This window comes from Rouxiella silvae, assembly GCF_002093625.1.
Classification (GTDB): Bacteria; Pseudomonadota; Gammaproteobacteria; order Enterobacterales; family Enterobacteriaceae; genus Rouxiella; species Rouxiella silvae.
Map to the genome: position 1 here is coordinate 1 of NZ_MRWD01000073.1, position 23,792 is coordinate 23,792.

General features: G+C 48.6%; 22 protein-coding genes. 8 read left to right on the forward strand and 14 right to left on the reverse strand.

Annotation, left to right across the window (positions count from 1 at the left end):
* Positions 1 to 305 precede the first annotated feature (305 nt).
* Positions 306 to 677: a hypothetical protein gene (locus BS639_RS21955; RefSeq protein WP_084984317.1), complete on the forward strand. Its 372-nt coding sequence runs from the start codon at positions 306 to 308 to the stop codon at positions 675 to 677.
* A 184-nt stretch (positions 678 to 861) separates the two neighbouring features.
* Here the strand turns inward: BS639_RS21955 and BS639_RS21960 are convergent, their stop codons facing one another.
* Genes BS639_RS21960 through BS639_RS21970 form a run of 3 tightly spaced genes read right to left on the reverse strand, consistent with a single transcriptional unit; the run spans position 862 to position 6,289 of the window.
* A complete protein-coding gene (locus BS639_RS21960) occupies positions 862 to 2,454 on the reverse strand; it encodes an ABC transporter substrate-binding protein (protein WP_084984318.1) in 1,593 nt (530 codons plus the stop codon).
* A gap of 2 nt (positions 2,455 to 2,456) precedes the next feature.
* Positions 2,457 to 4,157: a hydantoinase B/oxoprolinase family protein gene (locus BS639_RS21965; protein WP_084984319.1), complete on the reverse strand. Its 1,701-nt coding sequence runs from the start codon at positions 4,155 to 4,157 to the stop codon at positions 2,457 to 2,459.
* Complete coding sequence (locus tag BS639_RS21970; RefSeq protein WP_084984320.1) at positions 4,154 to 6,289, reverse strand: hydantoinase/oxoprolinase family protein; 2,136 nt, start codon at positions 6,287 to 6,289, stop codon at positions 4,154 to 4,156. The genes BS639_RS21965 and BS639_RS21970 overlap by 4 nt, the downstream gene beginning before the upstream one ends.
* A gap of 322 nt (positions 6,290 to 6,611) precedes the next feature.
* Between BS639_RS21970 and BS639_RS21975 the strand changes: the two genes are divergently transcribed.
* Genes BS639_RS21975 through BS639_RS21990 form a run of 4 tightly spaced genes read left to right on the forward strand, consistent with a single transcriptional unit; the run spans position 6,612 to position 10,490 of the window.
* Positions 6,612 to 7,601: an ABC transporter permease gene (locus BS639_RS21975; RefSeq protein WP_084984321.1), complete on the forward strand. Its 990-nt coding sequence runs from the start codon at positions 6,612 to 6,614 to the stop codon at positions 7,599 to 7,601.
* A gap of 1 nt (position 7,602) precedes the next feature.
* A complete protein-coding gene (locus tag BS639_RS21980) occupies positions 7,603 to 8,478 on the forward strand; it encodes an ABC transporter permease (RefSeq protein ID WP_084984322.1) in 876 nt (291 codons plus the stop codon).
* Complete coding sequence (locus tag BS639_RS21985) at positions 8,479 to 10,176, forward strand: dipeptide ABC transporter ATP-binding protein (RefSeq protein ID WP_084984323.1); 1,698 nt, start codon at positions 8,479 to 8,481, stop codon at positions 10,174 to 10,176.
* Positions 10,176 to 10,490: a cupin domain-containing protein gene (locus tag BS639_RS21990; protein WP_084984324.1), complete on the forward strand. Its 315-nt coding sequence runs from the start codon at positions 10,176 to 10,178 to the stop codon at positions 10,488 to 10,490. Before BS639_RS21985 ends, BS639_RS21990 begins: the two co-directional genes overlap by 1 nt.
* Positions 10,491 to 10,574: 84 nt before the next feature.
* Here the strand turns inward: BS639_RS21990 and BS639_RS21995 are convergent, their stop codons facing one another.
* From BS639_RS21995 to BS639_RS22010, 4 genes are all read right to left on the reverse strand, one after another.
* On the reverse strand, positions 10,575 to 11,096 hold the full coding sequence (locus tag BS639_RS21995; protein WP_055772118.1) for a hypothetical protein: 522 nt from the start codon (positions 11,094 to 11,096) through the stop codon (positions 10,575 to 10,577).
* Positions 11,097 to 11,250: 154 nt separating this feature from the next.
* Complete coding sequence (locus tag BS639_RS22000; protein ID WP_055772121.1) at positions 11,251 to 12,051, reverse strand: amino acid ABC transporter substrate-binding protein; 801 nt, start codon at positions 12,049 to 12,051, stop codon at positions 11,251 to 11,253.
* Positions 12,052 to 12,066: 15 nt separating this feature from the next.
* Positions 12,067 to 12,735 (reverse strand): amino acid ABC transporter permease, encoded by a 669-nt coding sequence (locus BS639_RS22005; protein WP_055772127.1) that lies wholly within the window; start codon positions 12,733 to 12,735, stop codon positions 12,067 to 12,069.
* Positions 12,736 to 12,758: 23 nt separating this feature from the next.
* On the reverse strand, positions 12,759 to 13,490 hold the full coding sequence (locus tag BS639_RS22010) for an amino acid ABC transporter ATP-binding protein (RefSeq protein WP_055772133.1): 732 nt from the start codon (positions 13,488 to 13,490) through the stop codon (positions 12,759 to 12,761).
* Positions 13,491 to 13,964: 474 nt separating this feature from the next.
* Between BS639_RS22010 and BS639_RS22015 the strand changes: the two genes are divergently transcribed.
* Complete coding sequence (locus BS639_RS22015; RefSeq protein ID WP_084984325.1) at positions 13,965 to 15,092, forward strand: acyltransferase family protein; 1,128 nt, start codon at positions 13,965 to 13,967, stop codon at positions 15,090 to 15,092.
* 99 nt (positions 15,093 to 15,191) lie between these two features.
* Here the strand turns inward: BS639_RS22015 and BS639_RS22020 are convergent, their stop codons facing one another.
* Complete coding sequence (locus BS639_RS22020) at positions 15,192 to 17,468, reverse strand: FdhF/YdeP family oxidoreductase (RefSeq protein WP_084984326.1); 2,277 nt, start codon at positions 17,466 to 17,468, stop codon at positions 15,192 to 15,194.
* Between the two features lie 114 nt (positions 17,469 to 17,582).
* Between BS639_RS22020 and BS639_RS22025 the strand changes: the two genes are divergently transcribed.
* A complete protein-coding gene (locus tag BS639_RS22025; protein WP_206601174.1) occupies positions 17,583 to 18,083 on the forward strand; it encodes a GNAT family N-acetyltransferase in 501 nt (166 codons plus the stop codon).
* A gap of 111 nt (positions 18,084 to 18,194) precedes the next feature.
* Here the strand turns inward: BS639_RS22025 and BS639_RS22030 are convergent, their stop codons facing one another.
* Positions 18,195 to 18,656 carry a DUF2000 domain-containing protein gene (locus BS639_RS22030; RefSeq protein ID WP_084984327.1) on the reverse strand — a complete coding sequence of 154 codons (462 nt, stop codon included), beginning with the start codon at positions 18,654 to 18,656 and terminating at the stop codon, positions 18,195 to 18,197.
* 149 nt (positions 18,657 to 18,805) lie between these two features.
* Between BS639_RS22030 and BS639_RS22035 the strand changes: the two genes are divergently transcribed.
* Positions 18,806 to 19,633 carry an AraC family transcriptional regulator gene (locus BS639_RS22035; protein WP_055772147.1) on the forward strand — a complete coding sequence of 276 codons (828 nt, stop codon included), beginning with the start codon at positions 18,806 to 18,808 and terminating at the stop codon, positions 19,631 to 19,633.
* Here the strand turns inward: BS639_RS22035 and BS639_RS22040 are convergent.
* The 5 genes from BS639_RS22040 to BS639_RS22060 all read right to left on the reverse strand — a co-directional run bounded on the left by BS639_RS22040 (position 19,625) and on the right by BS639_RS22060 (position 23,435).
* Positions 19,625 to 19,843: a type III secretion system chaperone family protein gene (locus BS639_RS22040; protein WP_139804168.1), complete on the reverse strand. Its 219-nt coding sequence runs from the start codon at positions 19,841 to 19,843 to the stop codon at positions 19,625 to 19,627. The two genes, BS639_RS22035 and BS639_RS22040, sit on opposite strands and share 9 nt — an antisense overlap.
* A 490-nt stretch (positions 19,844 to 20,333) precedes the next feature.
* Positions 20,334 to 20,747 (reverse strand): hypothetical protein, encoded by a 414-nt coding sequence (locus BS639_RS22045; RefSeq protein WP_084984328.1) that lies wholly within the window; start codon positions 20,745 to 20,747, stop codon positions 20,334 to 20,336.
* A 95-nt stretch (positions 20,748 to 20,842) separates the two neighbouring features.
* Entirely contained in the window at positions 20,843 to 21,118 is a 276-nt protein-coding gene (locus BS639_RS22050; RefSeq protein WP_084984329.1) for a putative quinol monooxygenase, read from the reverse strand.
* A 27-nt stretch (positions 21,119 to 21,145) separates the two neighbouring features.
* The gene (locus BS639_RS22055; protein WP_055772166.1) at positions 21,146 to 21,985 is read right to left on the reverse strand and encodes an undecaprenyl-diphosphate phosphatase; all 840 of its coding nucleotides are present in this window, start codon (positions 21,983 to 21,985) and stop codon (positions 21,146 to 21,148) included.
* Between the two features lie 310 nt (positions 21,986 to 22,295).
* On the reverse strand, positions 22,296 to 23,435 hold the full coding sequence (locus BS639_RS22060; protein ID WP_084984330.1) for a TcdA/TcdB catalytic glycosyltransferase domain-containing protein: 1,140 nt from the start codon (positions 23,433 to 23,435) through the stop codon (positions 22,296 to 22,298).
* Positions 23,436 to 23,792: the final 357 nt, after the last annotated feature.

Sequence of the window (23,792 nt, forward strand, 5' to 3'; positions counted from 1 at the left end):
ATTTACATATTTTCACTCAAATTCACTCCGCTCTTCAACGGTGTCATCAAGTATCCCGGACCCGTGCCGTTCGACGAAAGAAAGCGCTTTCCATTTTCAATAATCCCAGATGTGGGCACTCACCCATCACCCATCTTTAACACATCGAAATCGTAGGCAGTTGCTTCAAACACATAAATTTCAGCTGAAAAACAGAAGAAGAGAAAACTCATGTGCGGTACATCTACGTACAGGACACAGAAATAAATACATTCTTTTACCGGAGGGTATTTACTCGCTATAAACACGATAAATAGAGGTTTATCATGAACGAAATTTCAAATTATTCAACTAAAGGAAATCAAGCGCTGGATATTCATATGGAAAGTCTCTCCAGGGATTGTAAAGTTGAAATTAAAAATTTTGACGGTGAAGATTTTATTTCGTCGCCACAGGATAAAGTCATTAAAGAAAGTGATTGTTTTAAAGAGAGGCTTGCCGCAGGGGCTAAAGAACAAAATAATAAAGCCGAAAGCTTTTCAGTTATAGGGGAAGTGGGGAATATGACCCTTTTGCTACTGGATTTTAGTTTGAATGTATCTGCAATCGTAACGACAGGAGGGACTCATATTATCCCCCCAGTGGTTAAATTTTTAGCCTTATCGAAAGATGCGACTAATGCAACCTTGGCTATTTAACCGCAATAAAGTCGTTAACGGGGAGGCGGAACTTGCAGGCGGTCCAGATTGCATAAAAAATTTAGTACACTATGTTGCCGAGAAATGTAACGCGACTCCTCAGGTGAATTCGATGTAATTAAAATCGCAGCCGTCATTCATTCCTTGTGAAAGAAATGAAGCCGACTGCTCTTTAGGTCGCATCCTATTTTTTATCAACCCAAACGCCGGACAAGTTACCCTCGATGCCGTCGGCGGTCACGGAATGGTCGTGCACGCGGCGGTTGTAAATAGTTATGAACTGTGGAGATATCAGACTGATATCCGGCAACTCTTTTTCAACGATTTGCTGGAACTGACGAAACTCCTCAACGCGTTTCTGTGGATCGTTTTCCGTTTGCGCCGCTTCTAGCAGACGGTCGACTTCAGGATTGTGATAGTCAGAAGCATTGGAGAACGGCACGCCTTTACGGAAGTTTTTCGACCAGTAGATGCGCTGCACGCCGACGGTGGGGTCAAACAAATTACTGTGGCCGTTCACCGTAAAGGAGAAGTCGCGGTCGGTGTAAATTCGACGAACAAAGGTTGAAAGGTCCTGCGAGCGCAGGGTGACTTTAATGCCCAGTTTCGACAGTGCAGAACGCACGTATTCTGCTGTTTTAAACATGTCTTCGGCGATCGGGTTATAGTCCAGCATGACGCTAAAGCGCGTGCCGTCCGGCCCTTTTTTGTATCCAGCCTGATCCAGCAGGTCATTGGCGGCCTGAATGTTGAAGTCATAAGGTGACGGTGCCGGATCACTGTACTCTTTGATACCGGGGGCAATAGGTGATGCGGTCACTTTACCCAGACCAAAATAGGCAACCTGAAGGATAACGTTGCGATTAATCGCGTGTGCGACCGCCTGTCGAACGCGTAAATCCTTAAAGTGCGGATCGTCGAGGTTAAACTGAAGCGTGGTTACGTTAAACGAATAGCTGTTACCTTTGGTCTCAAAGGCCAGCTGTGGCAGTGTTTTAAGGCGGGCGACGTCGTTAAGTGCCACGGGCGTGCGATAACCGAGGTCGGCTTCGCCAGTCTCGAAAGCTACCGATCGCGCCGCGGGATCGGGAATAAATTTCACCACTAACTGGTCAAGGTAAGGGCGCGAGTGGTCCCAATAGTTTGGATTGCGTTTGTAGAGGATATAGCTGCCGCGCACCCATTTTTCAAAAATATACGGACCGGTGCCAATCGGCGCATTATTGTGCGGATTGGTCAGCGCATCGGTGCCTTCATAAATATGACGCGGAATAATCGGCGATTCTGCCGCGGCAAAGGCCTTGATCAGATAAGGTGCTGGTCTAGAAAGGACAATGATTGCCGTGAGCGGATCGGGTGTTTCGACCTGCGTCACGTTGGCAAAGGTGCTTGAGCCACGCGGATGGACCTTCTTCAGCAGTTCTATGGAATAGGCCACGTCAGCAGAGGTGAAGTCTTTACCATCCTGCCATTTAACGTCCGGACGCAAATGGAAGGTGTAACGGGTACCGTCCGGGCTTATTTCCCAGCTTGTTGCCAGCTGTGGCTCGGGTTTGAGATTAAAATCATAGCTCAGTAGCCCTTCCGTTACTTTAGCGCTGACGCTCAGCGCCGGCGTTGCCACGGTAGTTAAGGCAATTAACGCGGGCGGTTCATAGTTCAAGACTACGTTAAGCGTACCGCCGCGCTGAGGCTGCTCGGCAGAAATCGCGCTTCCCGTCAGACAGGCTAAAAGCGCCACCGCACACAGGCTGCGGCGAAAAGAAGAAAGTGTCATTATTATTTAGCTCCGTGGATAAGCGTCGTTATCGAGTCTTCTGATTTAAGGAGGTAATCGCGCTGTGCCGCTTTGTCGCTGACCAACTGATTGAGTACGTCGCGTTTGACACTAGCGGCAAGTCTTTGAGCAGGAGCACCCAAGCCGCCGCCGCCGGGGGTTTCAACAATCAGGTGGCTGCCGGGTGGAATGGTTTGCACGCCTTTGCCTGATAGCCTTTCCCCCGTTGATAGACGTACTCGACCCGGCGCGCCGGAATGTCCGCCTTCTGCGCCGCGAGCGGGGAAGTCAATGCGATCCCAGGCCGCGCCTAGCGACATGGGTGCATCTTGTCCGTGCGAGAGCTCGATGATTTGCCCCAGACCGCCGCGCTGCTGTCCGGCACCGCCTGAATCAGGTCGATATTCTTTGCGCCAAAACACCACCGGGCTTATTGACTCAAGGATCTCGAGCGACACGTTGCGTACGCCGCTGGGGAATGAGGTGGTTGAGAGTCCGTCAAGATGCGGACGCGCTCCGGTGCCGCCGGTTGAGAAGCTGGTGATTGAAAAGCGCGGCTGCGAGAGGAAGCTTTTCGCGTCATAGCCCGGTAGAACGTGGCCGCCGGAAAGCTGAATATTCCACAGGCAGGAAGCTCCCTCAGCCGGTACTTCACCCGGGCGTGCCTGACGCAGACAGCCAAACACCACGTCTGGCAACATCTGTCCAATAATGTGACGCGAAGTTACGGCCGCCGGATAAGGGGCATTCAGAATCGAGCCTTCCGGTGCGGTCACGCGGATAACGCCCAGCGAGCCAGAGTTGTTGGGCACGTCCGAGCCAATCAGGCAGCGAATGCCGAATGAGGTGTAGGCATCGGTGTAGGCTTTCACGACGTTAATACCTTTGGCTACAAAGTTGGCACTGCCAGTGAAATCAACGTCAATGCCCTGATGGCCAAGGGTCAGTTTCGCCTTGAGCAGCAGCGGCTCACCGTAGCCATCAACCCACATTTCGGCGTCCCAGCTTCCCTGTGGCCATTCGCGCACCGCATTAAGCATCGCCTGTTCAGAGTGCTCAAGAATGTATTCTCCGGCGGCTTGCAGATTAGGCAGACTGAATTCATCCAGCACGGTGATCAGACGGCGTGCACCAACGTCATTGCAGGCAATCAGTGCGAAGAAGTCGCCCTCAACCTGTTCTGGCTCACGCACGTTAGCCTTAACGATGGACATCACGTTACGGTCCAGCTCACCGTCGTGTACCAGCTTCATCATCGGCAGGAACAGGCCCTCATGATAAATCTGCCGACCATCCGGCCCTGGCCCAAGCCCGCCGATATCAACAACGTGCAGGGTCGAGGCAAACAGAGCCACTGCTTTTTGCTGATAAAACACCGGTGTCACCATCACAATATCGTACAGATGCCCGGTGCCTTTCCAAGGGTCATTGGTGACTAACACGTCGCCGGGATTCAATGTTTCTATGGGGAAGGCGCGCAGGAAATGCACTACTGAATCGGCCATTGAGTTGACATGGCCCGGCGTACCGGTGACTGCCTGTGCAACCATGCGGCCGTCAGGTAAAAATACGCCCGCAGAAAGGTCTCCGGCTTCGCGCGTTGAGGTGCCAAACGCGGTACGTATCAGTGCCTGCGCCTGCTCTTCAACCACTGAAATCAGGCGATTCCAAATCACCTGATGAATAATTACGTCCTGACTCATGATTTTGCTCCGTCTGTGGGGGCGATTTGCTGCAACACAAGGTGGCCTTCTGCGGTGATGTGCGCGGAAAAGCCCTCATCGACCCAGGTTGACGTTTCTGGTTCGACGACGAGCAGCGGCCCGTTCTGCACCGCCGAGGTGGAAAGCTGTGCCCGGCCGTAAACTGGAACCTGAATGCGCTGCTGCTGCCGAGCGGAATAAACCTCGCGCAGGGGCAGCGATGTGTTTAGCGCAGGCGCCGCGTGTGGATTAATAGGTTGCGTGTTAATTTCAGGCGCCGGGGTGCTGGCGGTTACTGTCCAACTGATCGCTTCTACCGCGACGTGGTCAAGGCTACGGCCATAGAGCTGTCGATAGGCCAGGGTAAATCGCTGGTGCAGCGCCTTAATCGACGGGCTATTAAGTTCACCGGCATCGAGTTCAATAGGCACTTCGTGGCCCTGGCCGGAATAGCGCAAATAAACGCTGCGTTGTACGCTGATAGGGGAGGAATTATCGGCCTGCTCAACGACGTGACGCACCTGATGAGTCAGGTCAGCCAAAAGTTCGCCCACGGCCTGAGTGTCAATATTATCAAGGCGTTGATAGAAACTGCGTACCGCCTGATAGGCAACCGGTGCCCACAGGAAACCCAGCGCGGAACCCACGCCAGCCGCCTGCGGGATAACCACTTTGGTTATGCCGAGCTTGGCGGCGAGGCGAGCGGCGTGCAGCGGTGCCGCACCGCCAAAGGCAATCAGCGTATAGCTCTCAACCTGTTTACCGGACTCACTGGCGTGCACGCGTGCAGCGTTGGCCATGTTTTCAGCAATAATCTCCGTAATCGCCAGCGCGGCGTGGTCAGTATTGAGGCCGAGCGGGGTGGCAATCTGCTGGTCTAGCGCGGCCGCGGCCAACTGAACATTCAGTTCAACCTTGCCACCGGCAAAAGTCGCAGGGTCAAGCAGGCCGAGCTGGGCATTAGCATCGGTTATGGTGACGTTCGTCCCACCCAGATTGTAGCTCACTGGCCCCGGGGAAGACCCAGCGCTGTCTGGCCCTACCTGCAAACGCGAGAGGTTGTCGATGCGGGCGATAGAGCCACCGCCTGCACCAATTTCAACCAGATCAATAACGGGAATACGAATGGGCAACCCCGAGCCTTTTTGATGGCGATGAACGCGACCAAACTCGAAGCTACGTGAAATTTGTGGCTGATAATTATCGATAAAGCAGATTTTTGCCGTGGTCCCGCCCATATCAAACGACAGCACTTTTTCCAGCCCCAGACGCGTGGCAATATTGCTGGCAAGAATGGCCCCACCGGCAGGGCCGGACTCGACCAAACGCACGGGCTCATCAATTCCCGTCTCAAGGGTGGTAATACCGCCGCCTGAAGTCATTAAAAAGGGCGGCACGCGCAGACCTTTATCGCCTAACTGCTGGCGCAGACGGGTCAGATACCCGGCTACTAAAGGTTGCACATAGGCATTGGCGCATACGGTAGACAGACGTTCGTACTCGCGAATTTCGGGACAAACGTCACTGGAGAGCGAGAAGGTGATGTGCGGCAGGCGGGCGCGCAGAATGTCTGCTGTGCGCCGCTCGTGTTCGGGATTAACAAAGCTTTGCAGATAGCCAATCGCCACGCTTTCGATGCCCAAAATTTCCAGCTTTTCGGCCAGCTGATGCACCTGCTGCTCATTCAGCGCAATTCGTACCTTGCCCTGTGCGTCAATACGTTCCTCAATGCCGAAGCGCCAGTGGCGTTCAACCAGCGGCAGCGGTTTTTGTAGAAACACGTCGTATTGCGCGAAACGATCTTCCTGACCGATTTCAACCAAGTCGCGGAATCCTGCGGTGGTGATTAATGCGGTCTTGGCACCTTTACGCTCTATCAATGCATTGGTTGCTAGCGTGGTGCCGAGTATCAGCAGGTCAATGTCGGAGAAACTTAGCGCCGAGTCGGTCAGCACGTTTTCAATGCCGGTTAGCACCGCGCGCTCTGGTGCATCGGCACTGGTCAGCACCTTGGCCGAGAAGTGTTCATCCCCCTTTAGCAGCACCACATCGGTGAAGGTGCCGCCTACGTCAACCGCCAGTCTATTTTTCTGTTTATTAATCTTTGAGGAAGTATTACCCGCTTCAGACATTCCCTGACCTTTATCAGTAGCATTATTTTCGACGCCTAGTTAACTGAGATAACGACGGGGCTGACTACTGATTTTTTTAGGTTTGTTAAGCTGTTTTTTTAATAAAGAACGAAGTGATACCCAAGCTTATTGCGATGATGTTGGGGTAACGTAAATTGGCAACGGATAACTATTTTATGACTGGCCTGGACGATATTTTATGATGAGGCCGCGCTTTATTGACGATTATTGGTATAAGCAAAGACAGATTAAGCATTAATGTTCATTCTTGACCGCTGGTAGTCTTTTTCGACCCGTTTTTTATTCTACCGGTCAATACATTATGTTGGAAAAGCGCCACTGGTTTTTGCTGCTTATTTGGCGAACCCTGATTCAGGTGGTCCCTACGCTGCTGGGTATCCTGCTCATTATGTTTATCATTCTTCATTTGATCCCCGGAGACGCAGTTGACGTCATGGCCGGCGAGTCGGGCGGGGCGAGTGAAGCCTCAATGACCCTGATGCGTGAGCAATACGGGCTGAATCTGCCGGCCTGGCAACAGTTCACCCACTGGTTTGCCAATATTGTGCAGGGCAACCTAGGCTTCTCTCCGCGATTTAACGCACCGGTAACGCAGTTGATATTCTCACGCCTTCCGGCCACGCTGGGATTAATGTTAGCGGCACAAATTGTCGCCATGGCGTTTGGTATTTTCTTTGGCGTAGTCATGGCGCTGTTTGTCGGTAAATGGCCGGACCGTTTTCTTTCTCTGTTTACTTTGCTGCTTTATTCGCTGCCGGGGTTTTGGATCGGATTAATGTTACTGGTGCTGTTTTCGGTACAGCTTGGCTGGTTGCCGAGTAGCGGTAATGTGACCATCGGCGCGCAGCTTTCGGTATGGGGAACGATTAAAGACAGTGTGAGTCATGCAATTTTGCCGGTATTTTCTCTCGCCAGCTTTTTCATCGCCATTTATTCGCGGCTGACCCGCGCCGCCATGCTTGAAATAGCCCATCAGGATTTTGTGCGTACCGCAAAGGCCAAAGGAATATCCCCTTGGCGTGTCACAGTACACCACGTGTTGCGCTGCGCACTTATTCCGGTGGTGACCGTCGCGGGGATGCACATTGCGACCTTGCTCAGCGGTGCTGCGGTGGTTGAAACCGTCTTCTCCTGGCCTGGATTGGGGCGACTGGCGCTAGACGCCGTCATGGCCCGCGACGTAAACGTACTGCTCGGTATTCTGTTCTTTTCCTCACTGCTGGTGTTGGCGGCTAACTTTGTGGTGGATTTGATCCACACTTGGCTCGACCCACGGATAAAGGTGCGTTGATATGACAGCCATTACTGAACTCACAACATCACCTCAGGTTCGACCGCGCTCGGTGCTGCAACAGTTGCTGCGTAACCCCGCGGGCGTTATTGGTCTACTTATTCTACTGCTGGTCATTGGCATGGCGCTGCTGGCTCCCTGGCTCTATCCGGGCGACCCTCTGGATATGGTCGCTACGCCGCTGTTGTTGCCCGGAGCACAGAGTGCATATCCACTGGGCACCGACGCCATGGGGCGCGATGTGATTGCGGGTATCTTCCACGGGGCGCGCGTTTCTTTGCTGATCGGGGTAAGTGCGACAGTGATAGGACTGCTGATTGGCACGCTGTTTGGCAGTATTGGTGGCTATTTTGGCGGTGTTATCGACAACATTTTGGTGCGTATTACCGCACTGTTTCAAACTATGCCCGCGTTTTTGCTGGTGATTATTCTGCTGGCGATCGCTACGCCTTCGGTTTCTCTGATTGCGTTGTCGATTGGCATCACGTCTTGGCCAACCGTGGCGCGACTGGTGCGCGCAGAGTTCAGGACGCTGCGCGACGCCGAGTTCGTGCTTGCCGCGCGGGCGGGCGGGTTCTCAGCGTGGCGGATCATTTTTCAGGAGATCCTGCCTAATGCATTGCCGGCGATTATCGTTACCTCATCGGTGATGGTGGCCTCGGCGATTCTGATGGAGTCGGCGCTGGCGTTTCTTGGGCTTGGTGATCCGAATAACGTCAGTTGGGGATCGTTAATTGGCAGCGGCCGAGAGATGCTGCGCAGTGCCTGGTATCTTACCGCCGAGCCAGGATTGGCATTGGTTATCACTATTCTTGGGCTGAATCTGTTGGGCGATGCCTTGAACGATGCCTTTAATCCACGGTTAAGGAAGCGCTAGATGAAGCCACTGTTATCAATAAAAGGACTCAACGTTGGTTTCGGCCAGCAGAGGGCGGTAAACAGCCTTGACCTGACGCTGGCGCGTGGGCAGATGCTGGCGCTAGTGGGGGAATCTGGCTGCGGCAAATCAGCGACTGCGCTCTCGATCCTTGGGCTGCTGCCTGACTACGCCAATATAGGTGGCGAAATAATGTTTGAAGGGCAGAATTTGCTGACTCTGCCAGCAAAAAAGCTGCGACAGCTTCGAGGAAAAGATATTTCGATGGTGTTTCAGGAGCCGATGACTTCGTTGAATCCTGTTCATACCGTCGGCGATCAAATTGTTGAAAGTTTGTCGGTGCATCTTGGCCTGTCACGAAGTTTAGCCAGAAAAAGGGCCATCGAACTGCTTGAGCTGGTTGAGTTGCCCCGTCCCGAAATCCGCGTTGATTATTATCCGCATCAGCTCTCGGGAGGGCAACGTCAAAGGGTGATGATTGCTATGGCCGTGGCCTGTGAACCCAAACTGCTGATTGCCGATGAACCTACCACCGCGCTAGACGTGACGGTACAGGGTAGAATTATGGCGTTGATAGACAGGCTGCGTAAATCGATGTCGATGAGCGTACTGATGATAAGTCATGATCTCGGGCTGATGTCGCAGTGGGCGGATGAAGTGGCAGTGATGTTTGGCGGCCGCAAGCTGGAACATAATGTTACCGCCGAGCTGTTCAGTCAGCCACGGCATGAATATACCCGTGGGTTGATGGCAGCCTCGCTGCACTACCAACAGAATGTACACTATCGTCAGCGCTGTCTGACTGAAATTCGCGCGCAACAATTGCAAGGGGAACCGGTATTTTCACTGTTTACGCCGCCAACCCTGAGCTTTCCGCCATTGGCTGAAATCGTTGATGCAAGGCCGCTGCTGGAGGCACGTCATTTACATGTCTCTTTTCAGCAGGGCGGTGAATCTGTTGACGCGGTCAGTGACGTGAATTTTACCCTGTTTAAAGGCGAAACGGTGGGGCTGGTGGGAGAGTCAGGCTGTGGTAAGTCAACGCTTTCTCGCACCTTACTGCGACTGTTAACAACCGATAGCGGCCAGATCCTGCTTAATGGCATCGATATTGTCCCGCTGCCAGAGTCTCAACTCACCCCGTTGCGCAGCAAAGTGCAGATGATTTTCCAGGATCCTTTCGCCTCACTCAATCCGCGCCAAACGGTAAAAGGCATTCTAGACAGAGTGCTGCGTGTTAACGGTGTTAAAGATAAACACCTGCGTAATCAACGTATCTTGGCCATTATCGACCGTGTTGGGCTGCCGCAGCACAGCCTCGACCGTTATGCCCATGAGTTTTCCGGCGGGCAGCGTCAGCGTATTGGCATTGCCCGTGCGCTGATAACTCAGCCCGAGCTGGTGGTATGTGACGAAGCCGTGTCAGCGCTTGACGTCTCTATTCAGGCACAAATTTTAAACCTTTTGCTGGAGCTGAAAAAAGAGTTTGGGCTGAGCTATTTGTTTATCTCGCACAACCTCGACGTGGTGCGCTATATGGCTGACCGAGTGCTGGTGATGCAGAAAGGTAAAATCGTCGAGTCCGGCGAGGTGCAAAACGTATGGCAGCGGCCACAACACGCCTATACGCGTGAGCTGTTGTCATCGGTGGGAAAGTATCAATTTACAGATGAGAAACAGCAAAGGGAGAGTGCCTGATGTCACTGTTTGATTTAAAAACCACAGCAGATGCGCTGCCCCAGGCCTGGCAGTCCCGCATTTTGGGCTGCGTTGGCCAGGCGAATCTAAAAGTGTTAAAAATGGACGATCGGCAAATTATCGCAGAGGTACATGATTACGATGAAGGGCTGTTGGTAATCGACGGCCTATTGACGCTCAACGTTAGCGGAGAAATCGTCAACGTTGAGGCTGGGCAGCTTTACGTCGCCAAGGCGGGCATTCCGCATACAGTACTGTCTGGCAGTTTTGGCACGTTGGTGATTATCGATTTACCCGAAGCTAAGCGCGTCTAAGTCAACGTGACCGCGTAACGCGGTAGCGGTTGATGTGTCATTCGCTAAACTCATACTGACAACACATCCACACCGTTTTTGCATTCATTCTACATTTTTAAACTTTGGTTCTGGCAGTGCGGGCGGGGTTGAATCTTCATAACGCAGCCAGTTCTGCCACTGATTATGCACGCGTAATTCAATGAGCTTTATTTCGCGGTCGGTGGCCTTAGCTGCGCGGACAGTTCCGCCGTCCCAGTTTACCTCTGTTGCATGGGCGGCAGTGGCAATCAGTGTGTCCCAAGCCTTGTTTTCGGCGTCAAAGGCGTCGAGAATTTTCTGAGTTTGTTCTTTGGAAAAATCGGGACTGTTCGCGATTAACTGACGTGCCGTTGTGACATATTTACTCTCAATGGCCTCGACCTGCGCTCGTTTTGTGCCCATACAATCATCAAGATCTACCGTGGTTTGTTGGGGATTGTTAGGACAATCAATCTCGAAGGTTTCAAGGTTGTCTTTTAACACGCTGCTGGGTAAAGGTAATGAGTCAGAGGCAGCAATAGCAGAGAAAGCGGCAAAGCTCATTAACAGGGGGATTAACGAGACTAAAGGGGAGATTTTTTTCATAAGTCCTTGGCCAATATGTGAATAACCCACCGAGATAATAGTCTCAAATATCGATATCTATCAATCATGTTTTATTGTTTCAGAAAGGTATCAAAACGCGATTGTCCTGCATTGTGACACCTTCAGCGCTGTTCACTTGAATGAATAGGTTGCGCTATCCTTTTGCAGGTTCTTGGGTGGCGGGCTTGACGCTGAGGTCCTGATCGAACCATTTTTCTGAAATCTTTCTCAACGTGCCGTCGGCACGAAGCTGTTCCAAAGCGACATCGACCTTTTTACGCAGGTCTTCACCACGCGCATCTTTTCTAAACGGCAGAGCGACCTGTTTGACACCAAACGGTTGACCGACCACCTTGAGTGGCAAATTTTTGCGTTTTATCTGACCGAGTAAAATAACCTGCCCAGAAACGAAGGCATCAATTTTTCCCTGCGCTACGGCGTTGAAAATCACATCCTGGCCTTCAAAGGTCACCAGCTTTATTTGGTTTTGCGGATCAAACTCTTTTAGCACTTTGGCATAGTTTGAGCCTAGGTCTGCCGCCACCGTTTTGCCTTTCATATCCTGTAAGCCGTGAATGCTTTCGTTATTTTTACTCACGGCCAACTGCGCGGCGCTGTAGTAATAAGGCACACTGAAATCATATTTTAGGCGGCGCTCGGGTGTATCAGCAAAGTTGCCCACCGTATCAATTTTGCCGGTTTCCAGTGAGCCAAGAACGCCAACCCAGTCCGAGGTAACCCATTCCACTTTATAGTTAATTTTCTCGGCAACGGCGTTAAGAATATCGACGCTAAACCCTTTCACTGTGCCGTTTTCGCTAAAATAGTGTGGATAACCGTCGGGGGTGGCGCCTACACGAAGAACCGGTTTGTCATCAGCCTGTGACGCAGGTTTATCACAGGCGTTGAGCAGCAGTATTGAACAAGCCACTAATGCCAGATTTAACAGCTTCATAATTATTTCCCTGTATTAATTTACGTATGGTTTATTTATGGTTTTTTCGAGACGCCGCTGCAGCTCACTTAAAATAATGGTCAACGCCCAATAAATAAGACCGACGGCAAAATAGGCTTCGAAGTACTTTAAGGATTCGGTGGCAGCGAGTTTACCAGCAGCCAAAAGTTCACTGACACCCAGCGTGAAAGCCAGTGAGGAGTTTTTGATTAACCCAATATAGACGTTACCCGTAGCAGGAATGGCATTACGGCAGGCCTGTGGAAACAAAATACGCCATGAGGCCTGAAACAAATTAAGACCGGAGGCAAGCGAGGCTTCCAGCTGGCCTTTGTCAACAGAATCAATGGCTGCACGGAAAATCTCTGCCAAATAGGCGGAAGTATTCAGGCTTAAACCGAGTATCACGGCATTAATGGCACTCATCGAATTTAAGGCAGGGAATATCTGCGGAAGTCCAAAATAGATGATTAATAACTGGACCAGTACCGGCGTGCCGCGAAAGAAGGAAATATAAAGGTGGGCAAAGGCCGCCGGTATTTTTCCGGCCCGCAGTAATAGGGAAAATACAATACCCAGCACTGTTGCAAGCAAAATGGATAAGCCAGAAATAAGCAGAGTGATGGGAAGATAGCTAAGAATTTGCGGAATAATACTCAGCATATAGGCAAAATCAAAATTCATGGTAAGGAGTTCCGTCGGCTGTCTCAGGCAAAATCGTGTAAAAAAGAACGGGTGCGGTTCTCTGACGAAGCGGTAAATATCTGACTCGGTTTACCCTGCTCAATTATTTTTCCCTGCTCCATAAAAAAGATCCGGTCAGAAACGTCACGGGCAAAACTCATCTCATGAGTGACAATCATCATGGTCAGGCTGCGTTCTGCCAGGCTGGCTATCAGGTTAAGGACCTCGCGCCGCATTTCTGGGTCGAGAGAAGAGGTCGGTTCGTCGAATAAAATAACCTGCGGTTCAACGCTCAGAGCTCTGGCAATGCCAACGCGCTGCTGCTGTCCGCCAGAAAGCGTCGCAGGATAAGCATCCGCCTTATGTGAAAGACCGACCTGGGTCAGCAGTTCCATGCCACGCTCGCGTGCCTCCTTTTTAGTAAATTTGCGGGCGCAAATCAGAATTTCTGTAATGTTCTCTAGCGCCGTTTTATTTCTGAATAAGTTATAGTGTTGAAATACCATTGACGTTTGACGCCGAAAGTCAGCAATTTGCCTGTACGTGAGGCTTTCTGCCGTAATCTGCTGGTCGCCAATTTTCAAGCTTCCTGAGTCAGGCTTGACCAATAAATTAAGTGAACGCAGTAGGGTGGATTTACCGGAACCGGAAGGGCCAATGACAGAAATCACTTCACTGCGTTTAATGCTAAAATTCACGTCTAAAAGAGCCGGGAAATGGTTGAAGCTTTTATTTAGCCCGCTGACATTAATCATCCTGCCTCCAATAATTATCTTCTTCATATCAACGGATTATTATCTGGCCAAGCATCAACCACAAATGCTTAAAATGACTAATGTTATAGTTTTTTTGAATAAAAATCGCGCATGCTCACGGTTTAACAATACGTGCTTTTAGGCAGTTTTCATTAAAATAAAGGGGCCTTTTGTTCGGACTTTATTTAAGAAAATGAAGGCCGTGAGTTTCAGACGTTACCTGAGCTAGAATTGCTTGCATTGACTGCATGGAGCTGACCTCTACTATTTATAACGATTAAAACTTGACGATTCGCGTGTTTTAAGCAAAATTAAATTAGTTAATAAATCTTAAGCATTGTGTGGTTTTAAGAGCCGCGAGTCTTTCTATCTACTTAATGTTAATAACTGCGAACTTGTAAAATGAAATTCGTAACATAGTGCTGTGCGCCTCACTCAATAAATGAAATCTATTGATCATTAAAAGGAAATAAGATGGGCAATACCAGGGTAGACTATATAGATGGAGTAAGAGGCGTTTCTGCATTAATGGTTGTAATATACCATTTTTATTGGGAGGCGCTTCCTGCTGTAAGCGATATAAGAAGTCTCTGGACCGCAAGCTTGATGAATGGCCCTTTGTGTGTCGCACTTTTTTTTATCCTTTCAGGCGACTCAATTTCAATAGGTTTTCTAAAAAGAGGAAGTTACCCCACGCTGGTGAAATCATTCTTAAAAAGATATTTTAGACTGACCTTTCTCATCGTTATCTGCTCTTTCTTAGTTTTTTTCTTAATGGCATCTCATCTGACTTTCAATGTTCACGCAGGTAAGCTGCTTCATTCAACTTGGGTTGAAACATTACTGGATTTTGAGCCCAGCCTGTTGTCTACGCTGCAATTTTCCCTCGGTGCAGTTTACACGTGGGACAGTCCTAAAATTTACAATCCATTTTTATGGACAATGCAATATGAACTGCTTGGGTCATTTTTTGTTATTGCACTGCTTTTCTGTAAAAACTTCATCACCAGCAGCTATAAGTATGCCATTGCATTTGCTGTTATTTTTTTCCTCTCTGGGAATTATATTTATCTCTTTTTCATAGGCATGTTGTTGGCAATGGCGCGTAACGATGGATTTCTGGTTGCGTTAGAAAATAAAATTGGCAACGTCAAGTCAATACTTATTCTTACTGCACTCATAATACTTAATGGTTATCTGTTATTGCGATACAGTGCAAAAATATCCGGAGTCGGTCTGTTGATCAGCAGTCCACTCATCGTTTTGTGTATTTATACATCTTCGACGCTGAAAGGGTTTTTCTCGTCACGAGTTTGCATCTTCTTGGGGAAAATATCTTACCCACTGTACATGTTCCACTTTATTATCTTGATTACCGTTTTTTCCTATTTTACTACTCACGTCGAGTGGGCACATACTTACATGTACAGTTTTTCAGCAGCTTGCGTCCTGCTGTCAATTTTGCTGTCGATGGGAGTAGAAAAGTTGGAACTCTACTTCCTTGTTTACCTAAATAAATTTGTTTCCAGCGACCTTGAGGTGAACAACACACCATTGGTTAACAGTACGTTACGTCAGGATGTTGAGGAAAGTAAACCTTGAGGATCGGCATTTGGCGAAGTTCATAGGCTGATGCGGCCGCCAATAAAATACTGCCGCACAGGGTGCGGCAGTATGAGTAACTCAATATTGATCGCTGTATTAGCCTACATGCTGGATTACCCGAACCGGTACTGACTTATAAGACGGCGTGCCGCTTTGTTTATCAATATAGTCTAACGGGATGAGCACGTTTGCCTCGGGATAATAAGCGCCTACAGAGCCGGGCGCGATGTTATAAGCAATGACAGTCATGTTTTCCAAACGCAGACTGCTGCCTGCGACCAGGGTTTCAATATCAACCAAATCACCGTGTTCGAGACCACGCTTATCGAGATCTTCATCGCTCATAAATAAGACATCCCGGCGGCCAAACACGCCACGATAGCGATCATCCAACGCATAAATAGTCGTATTATACTGATCGTGACTGCGCAGCGTTATCATGCGTAATACATCATCACCTTCAACGAGTGCGTCCTCATTCACGCCGTCAAATACCGAGAACATGGCTTTGCCTGAGGCAGTTGTCCACTTGCGTTCAGTAGGCGGCAAAGGCATGCGGAATCCCCCGGGGATAGCGATTCGTTCATTGTATTTATCAAACCCTGGAACGGTTTTTTCGATAAGGTCACGAACAATACTGTAGTCGGCTACCAGTTCCATCCACGGAACTTTACTGCCAGGCAGGGTGGCTTTGGCCATACCGGCAACAATAGCAGGTTCGGAAAGCAGCAGATCTGAGGCCGGTTTAAGCTTGCCGGAAGAGGCGTGCACCATCGACATTGAGTCCTCAACGGTGACGGACTGTCGTCCGCTGGCCTGCAAATCAAGTTCGGTTCGCCCAAGACAAGGTAAAATATAAGTTTCTTTTGCAACCAGAAGGTGCGAACGATTTAGCTTAGTGCCCACATGTACGCTGAGATCGAGCGTTTTCATTGCTGGGAAGCATTTTTCAGGGTCAGGAAGCGCCACCGCCAAATTACCGCCCAAGCAGATCAACGCCTTGGCCGTGCCGTCAACCATGGCCTGCATGGCTTTAACCGCATCGTGACCGTGCTCCTTCGGCGGAGTAAAGCCGAAAACTTGCTCAATCTTTTCTAAAAATGCTGCCGATGGTTTCTCGGTAATCCCCACTGTTCTATTACCCTGAACGTTTGAATGACCGCGCAGGGGACAAATACCTGCACCGGGCTTGCCCATATTACCGCGCATCAGCAGCAGGTCGGCGATTAAGCGAACGTTGGCCGTGCCCTTATTATGCTGGGTAATCCCCATGCCGTAGGTGACGATAGTGGCCTTCGAATTAGCATAAAGCTCGGCAATTTGTTCGAGATTTTGACGAACCAAACCGCTCTCTTTTTCTATTTCGGGCCAGTCCGTGGCGTTAATATCGGCGCTAAATGCTTCAAAACCTTGGGTATGAGCGGCAATAAAGTCTTTATCCAGCACGTCACCCCTGACTTGTTCAAGCAGCAGCAGCGCTTTTATTATCCCTTTAAGTGCGGCAGCGTCACCCCCGGCTTTCACTTGAAAGTAATTTGAGGCGATATCAGTGGCGCTGTAGGTCGCCATTTCTATCACACTTTGTGGGTCAGCAAATCGTTCAAGTGCGCGCTCACGCAGTGGATTTAGAACCACGATCGGCACCTTTTTTTTCGCCAATTCGTGCAGCGTTCCCATCATACGCGGATGGTTAGTGCCGGGATTATGTCCCATCGAAATAACCAGCTCGGTTTCATCAAAGTCATCAAGTGAGACCGTCCCTTTGCCAATGCCGATAGAGAAGGGCAAGCCGACACTGGTGGCCTCGTGGCACATGTTGGAGCAGTCGGGGAAGTTATTGGTGCCATATTCGCGGGCAAAAAGCTGAAACATATAGGCGGCTTCGTTTGACGCACGACCGGAAGTGTAAAACTCGGCTTCATCGGGTGACTGGAGGCCTTGCAATACCTCAGCAATGCGGTTAAACGCAGCCTGCCACTCAACGGGGCGCAGCGTATCCGTCTCACTGTCATAAACCAATGGATGGGTCAGTCGACCAAAGTTTTCCAACTCGTAGTCTGACTTTTGCAGCAGTGAGGTAACGGTGTTCTGCGCCAAAAACTCTGGCTTAACACGTTTGCTGGTTGCTTCCCAGGTGACGGCCTTGGCGCCGTTTTCACAAAATTGGAACGTCGAGTGCTGTTCTTTATCTGGCCATGCACAACCCGGGCAGTCAAAACCATCGGGTTGATTAGTACGAAGCAGCGTGGCGGGCGCGGTCAAATTGTCCATTTGCGTGCGTACTGCGATGGCTGTCGCTTTCAGGGCACCCCAGCCGCCCGCCGGTCCATCGTAGGGATGAATCCCGGGAACTGCGCGTCTTTTTTTAGTCATGAAAACTCCTGATAATAAAGATGGAACACACTCTTTGTAGGGGTAAGTGTAATCACTGCACGTAAACTTGAGGCGACAGGGGGCATAAATATTGTAAAAAGATGAGTGAGAGAGGTGTTAAAACTTATCCGCTTATCTGTTATAAAAAGAAAATACTGGTTTATTGGTGAGAGGGAATTCATGGATTTGATTCAGGCAGAGCCCGAGGACGCTATTGAACTTGCGGAGATAAGAGCGGCCGCGATGAGGCCGAGTCTTGAAGCGTTGGGGCGCTATGACGCTCAGCGGGTTAGGAAGCGCTTTCTCGATACCTATGTTCCGGCAGACACCTTCAAAATCCTTCATCAGGGCGCTTTGGCGGGCTTGTATGTTATCAGAGATAAAGGAGACCATCTTTATTTGGACCATCTTTACATATTGCCCAAATATCAAAATTTACGATTAGGTAAGGCCGTTGTTGAATACATCACCAGGAAGGCTCAATTCCGTCAGCTTCCTCTTAGGTTGGGCGCACTGCGAGGCAGTCCGGCCAATGCTTTCTATATAAAGCATGGTTTTATTCAAACTCACGAGGATGAGTTCGATATTTATTATGCACTATCACCCATACCTTAGATGAATTTGATAGCAAGCTGCTAGGGACCTTTACGTGATCATTTCGTCAGTAATGGCGACAGCAGCGCACGAGACGCGTGCGCTGTGTCTACAACGTTTACTTGTTAAGTTTCATCCGAACAACGCCAAGTCGGCCACTATTTTTGAAATCGCTTTCTTGGCACCCACTAATGCCACGCCTGAATAGTCCATGTCAACGAGAGGAATGATCGCTACTGCTTCTTGAAAAGAGGCATAATTTTTCGTTTGCTGCCCCTGAACCGGGAAATCTATCAAATCAATATTTCCTAACTCGGCTGCTTTCTGGCGTAGTTCCCGCAGCTGTGTTCCGGACCCTGAAAGTACGGCAATGCCTAGCGGAATTAATCCAGGGTGGGACACATCGCTAGCATCGACTAAAGGTTGTCCGACGAGCTGCGGATGCCGCTGGCCAATAGTTAAGGCAATGACCGCGGCCGCATTGGCGGCTCTACCTGGTGTGAGGCTCTGATTAAGAACAATGACACATCGTTCAAGCTTTATGTTTTCAACGGCATGTGTAGGGATACCTTCTGCGGTAACAACGTCGGTCATTTCCATGCTCCTTAAAAATAGCGGTAAAGTGTTTTATCAAGATGTTTGTGAAACAGATGATCACTATGCTAGAAAGAAAAGGGCACGTCTTGAACGCTATTGCACGAGGTGCAGATTAGTGCTTTATAAACCAGCTGTGGGGTTTGGTAATGTCATCAAATCAATCTGATATTAATATCTGGCGCAGTCACGAGCTACAGGCCGAGTTGATACACGGACGTTTTGTGGACTATGCCTACGATGTTCATACCCACGAAACGGCCTGTTTTGCCTTGCTTACCGAAGGCAGCATTCGTATTAAAATGCGTGGAACCGAGTTTGTTGCACGCAAAGGCGACCTCTATGCCATTGATGCCGATGAACCCCATGCAGGATGGGCGACGGATGAAAAAGGGTGGCGATTGCGCACTCTGTATGTCGATGTCGCGCATTTGCGTCAATTGGTTCGAGGCGAACGTGGTGCCAACCTGCCTGCGCTCGCCGGACCTATTATCAATGATCCAGAGGTTATTGCACATCTCCATGCGCTGCATCAGTGCTCCGAGGTTGAAGGGTCGCGCCTTTATCGAGACCGCGCCTATCTTTCCTTTGCCGACAAGCTTTTAGAAAGGCATGTGAAGCACAGTTATCGTATTGAGAAAGACGGCAACGAATTGGGGGCAGTAAGGATGGCGCGTGATTTTCTTGATGCGCACCTACAGGATAACGTCAGTCTGGTGACCATTGCAGAACAAACCGGGCTTGCGCAGTACAAATTATTTCGTGCCTTTGAGCGCACCTATGGAATGACTCCCCATGCATACCAGCGCCAGGCAAGGGTGAGATTCGCCATGCGCCTGCTGCGTCAGGGAGTGACTTTGGTCGATGCTGGTGCGTTGTCGGGTTTTTCAGATCAGGCCCATTTCACACGCTGGTTTAAGAGATTCATGGGAGTCACGCCGGGTCTATATCAAAGGGCTTTTCATCCCTTAGAGTAGGTGTTTACGCATATCGCGAGTGATCTCTACGAGCTGATGCAGACCCGCCTCAACCTCAGGCGCACTACTTTCCTGCGTAAAGCGCATTAAAGCAAGCAGCAGTTTGTTGTCTGCATCTGCCGCTAATATCACTGGGCTGGAGTAATTTAATTGCAATGCTTTGTGAAGCAGAGTGACGTCCGAGGGCAATATGCCCACTGGACAGCACATCTCAAGCGTTTTTTATTCCCTGTGCTGTCAACTCAGCTTTCAGTGGTGATTTTTCACATTTGCTAAGAATAACTGATCCGCTTTGCTTGCCTGAACTTGGCAGATTCGACTCTACAGTATAAGAACGTGGTGATATGTGGATAAAGGGTAATTTCACTGTGCCTCCTGCACTAAAGCGAGTCAGTCTAGTTTGTGATGATGAAACTCGCGCCACACCATCATAATGAATGGGTAGAGCGTTTCTTTCGAATTTGCGCAGAAAATTACAGATTTTGGACAATGAAATATAACGTCCTAAACGGACAGCAGATTATAAGATGCGGAAGTCATTATTGGCGTTTTTTTAGATATAAGTAAATGCTGCGGAAGGGGGCGTTATAAGAGGCAGTTTGGGCATGAACGTTTAAAAGCCTATGGTTTTGGGGACAATTAACGCCACAAGCTACAACATCTTTGAACACAAAAATAACAATCCAGGATATGTGCTTGTCTAAATAAAGGGGTTTTTACCCTCGTAGATGATGTTTATTTGATGAAAGTATATATCACTCAATGAAATAACCTCTGTTACATGACTCCCCGAAGTGACGGGAGCCGAACGCAAGTAAAGAGGGTTGTTGAAGACAAAAATAACGCAATATAGGGCACTCAACGCGTATTTTTCTTCACCAAAAAACAGCAGATTATGGGCATTCATGCCATTCATAGCATCTTTAGCAAAGGTGAGGTATACCCCTTTTTTGGCGTTTGTTCCCCGGCGTTCACTGTTTGGGTTTGCTGATATTTTTCTTTGCATTTTTATCGCATCAAGTCCTTCCTTCGAAGTGTAATGAATGTAAACAGTTTTCCCGTTAAACAAACCATTATTGATGTGCATATTAATACGATGGTCTTTACTAAACACAGTGGCTACCTCAATAAATAATCAGCAAATTTATCATCAAACTGCCCCCTTCGAGTGCAGCATGAGGCTGCACTCGAAGTCACATGAGTGAACACTTATTCGACTTCTGAGATTTCATATTCCCGCACAATGGCACGGGTTTCAGACCCCCACAGTGACGCTTTTGTTCTTACCTGATGCGCAGCAAAAGTTTCTTTGTTGGTGAAGAGTTCTTCCACTCTCCAGATGAGAGGGTCGCCAGTTGCCGTTACCTTGAAAGAAACACAACCCGCTTCATCTTTCGTCAATCTCATATGTTCAGCCAGATGCTGACGGACGAGATCTGATTCATCTTCATTTTTACAAACTAAACGTCCACTGAGCTTGATCATCTTCATCCCTCAAGGCTCGCAAATAAATCAGCCAATCCAAAGCACTACGCAGGCTGCAAAAATACAATATCCGCCAAAAAGATGCCATTTCCCATGCTCAAGCCAGCCCGCAAGCCAACGTAATGCCAACAGTCCTGCAATAAAGCTGAACACCATGCCCAACAGGCTTGGCAGCAATATTGATGAAAGCATACCCGCAGGATACGCAGTGGGTCCGTTCTGATAAACGCGTACAAACTCTTTAATAATTACCACCGGCGTCAGGACAACGGCCAAGGCAAAACTGAATTCCTCAGCGGTTTTCCTGGCCACGCCAAGTGATAAACCGGTTGAAATCGTCGCACCCGAGCGCGAAAAACCGCGAAATGGCAGGCAAAGCCCTTGGACGATACCGATGGTCATTGATTGGAAAAGGGAGAGTTCTTTGCTGTGGCTTTCTTTAATTCTGGAAGATACGATGATAAGAATACCTGCCGCCACCAATCCTGAGGCGATCAGCTTGCTGTTGCTGAACAGCGATTCAATCTCGAAGGTTGACGCATCGCTGGCATAAAACTTTTTAATCAGATGCAGCAGGATAAGTCCCACAATGCCGGTCATCATTGTTGCAAGAATAATACGCAGCGCATTGTGTTTGAACGCGGCCGTTGAACTGAAATAGGTTTCGCGCCATGACCGCCAAAAATGCACGATAACGGCAAACATGGTACCAGTATGCAACATAACTAAGAGTAAGGTCATATCTGGCGCACTTGGGTCAAGCCCAAGAATTTTTTCAGCCATAATAACGTGCGCAGAACTTGAAACAGGAAGCAACTCGGCAAGACCCTGAATAATAGCCAATATCAGTATATTCAAAAACGTCATATTCTCTCCGGGGAAAAACGGGATACAAACACCTGATAGGGATGACTACACATTCGCCAGCGCCCGCACAACTATATGCGCTGGTTATTAATATTTTAATATTTATGTGATACGCAAAGTATTAATCAATATTTTGTTTAACCTTCATTTAACATTCAGAGGGGGTAAACCTACGTTGAAACAGTCTGAAGGGCGTGGCCAGTGAAAAACTCAAGCAAGCAGGAAGAGCGCCGAAAGTGAGCTAACTATATTGATGTCCTTTCGACAAAAAGCTGCATACATCACTGACCCCCGCATCAACAAAAAGATTTTAAAATGAATCCCTTCGTTTCCTACTGGTGGGATCAGTCCAACTATTGCCATCGGCGGGCAATTCCTTTTGTACTTTGTTTTCTCTCAAGTCAGTGAGCGCATCCTTTAATGTTTCACTTGATGTCAGATGGCCAAAAGTTTCACTTACGTTTCCGAAAGAATACGCTTCTACATTTTCATGCGTGTTGGCTTGCATACGGTCCAAAGCACAAAATAGAGCTCGGGGACCTGTCGCCGCCATTGTGATCCCAAGCCTGGCAGATTTGTACATGCGGCCAGCAATCCATTTTGGTTGAACGTTAAAACGCTTGTCTTCATTCATGGTTTTCGCCAGAAATTTGACAGATTCCTGCTCTGTTAGGCTACTCCCTTCATGCGTAAACGCACAATAAATAGCACAAGTTTGGTGGCGGGAGACGTAGAGTTTCTTTTCTGGAATTGGATGAAAATTTCCCTGATAAGTATGGTTAATATGTTCAAGGGTTTTGTGTATTGTACTGTGCTGAGGAACTGCCGCTATCACCGCATTGCTTATACCTGTAGTGAGTCCAAGTTTATTAATGCTAAGAGCAATAAGAATTCCAGTCGTGCTTTGAAGCAGGCCAATTTCTTTCATTGTGGTAATATCACAATCAATGCCTAGTCCCCCGTAAGCTTCTAATACAGCATATTGTGCAATATCTTTTGCGGCAGCGAGATTCTTACCAGAACCCACCATTTCTTGTCTAAAAAACGTATATAAAAATTTCTTTTCTTTGGCGTCATAATTCCATCCGTTAAAAAATTCATGAATATCGCTCAGGACTATTTTTTCAAACAGCACAGGACTGAGCTCACTGTCTACCATGCTTTTTTTAATTATTGCCTTGGAGTTTGTATCTGTCCATAAACGGACCTGATGGTTTGAGTTTTTTTTGACAAAATCTATAATATTTCTGAGTGCTTGATAAATATTTATTTTGTACTTATCGTTTAACGGCGTACTTTTGAATGAAAATGTGTCGTCTTTGTTTTTCGTGACATTGTTAGAGGAAAGATCCTCTACTGCCGTTATAACGGTAGGTGATAAATATAAATGAAAATGGGCTATTGAAGGGATGGTCTGAGTTGACAGAGAGGGGAATGTTGGTTGGGTCATTGAGCACAAGCTTCGGGTGCTCATGGCTACGCTACTGATATTTGATGGCAATCCATTAACATTATTAACACTGAGATGATTGACGTCACTTAATCGTGCTTCATGAGTTCTATTCTGTATTTTTAGCATAAGGTGGTTTTCTCGCGCTAACATTGTAGCGTTGTCGACAATTTGAATTATTGTGAATGAATTATTCGGTTCGATTAGTTTAAAATAAAGCCCGCTCAGCGTTCTGAACGGGCTTCTTATCTAATGGGGTTTCCGAATTATTCGAACCGAACTTTACGCTATGTAGAATGGATAGTGGAGTTAAAAATTAAACTTTATATTTTTCAGTTATATTTAAAAACTCTTTTG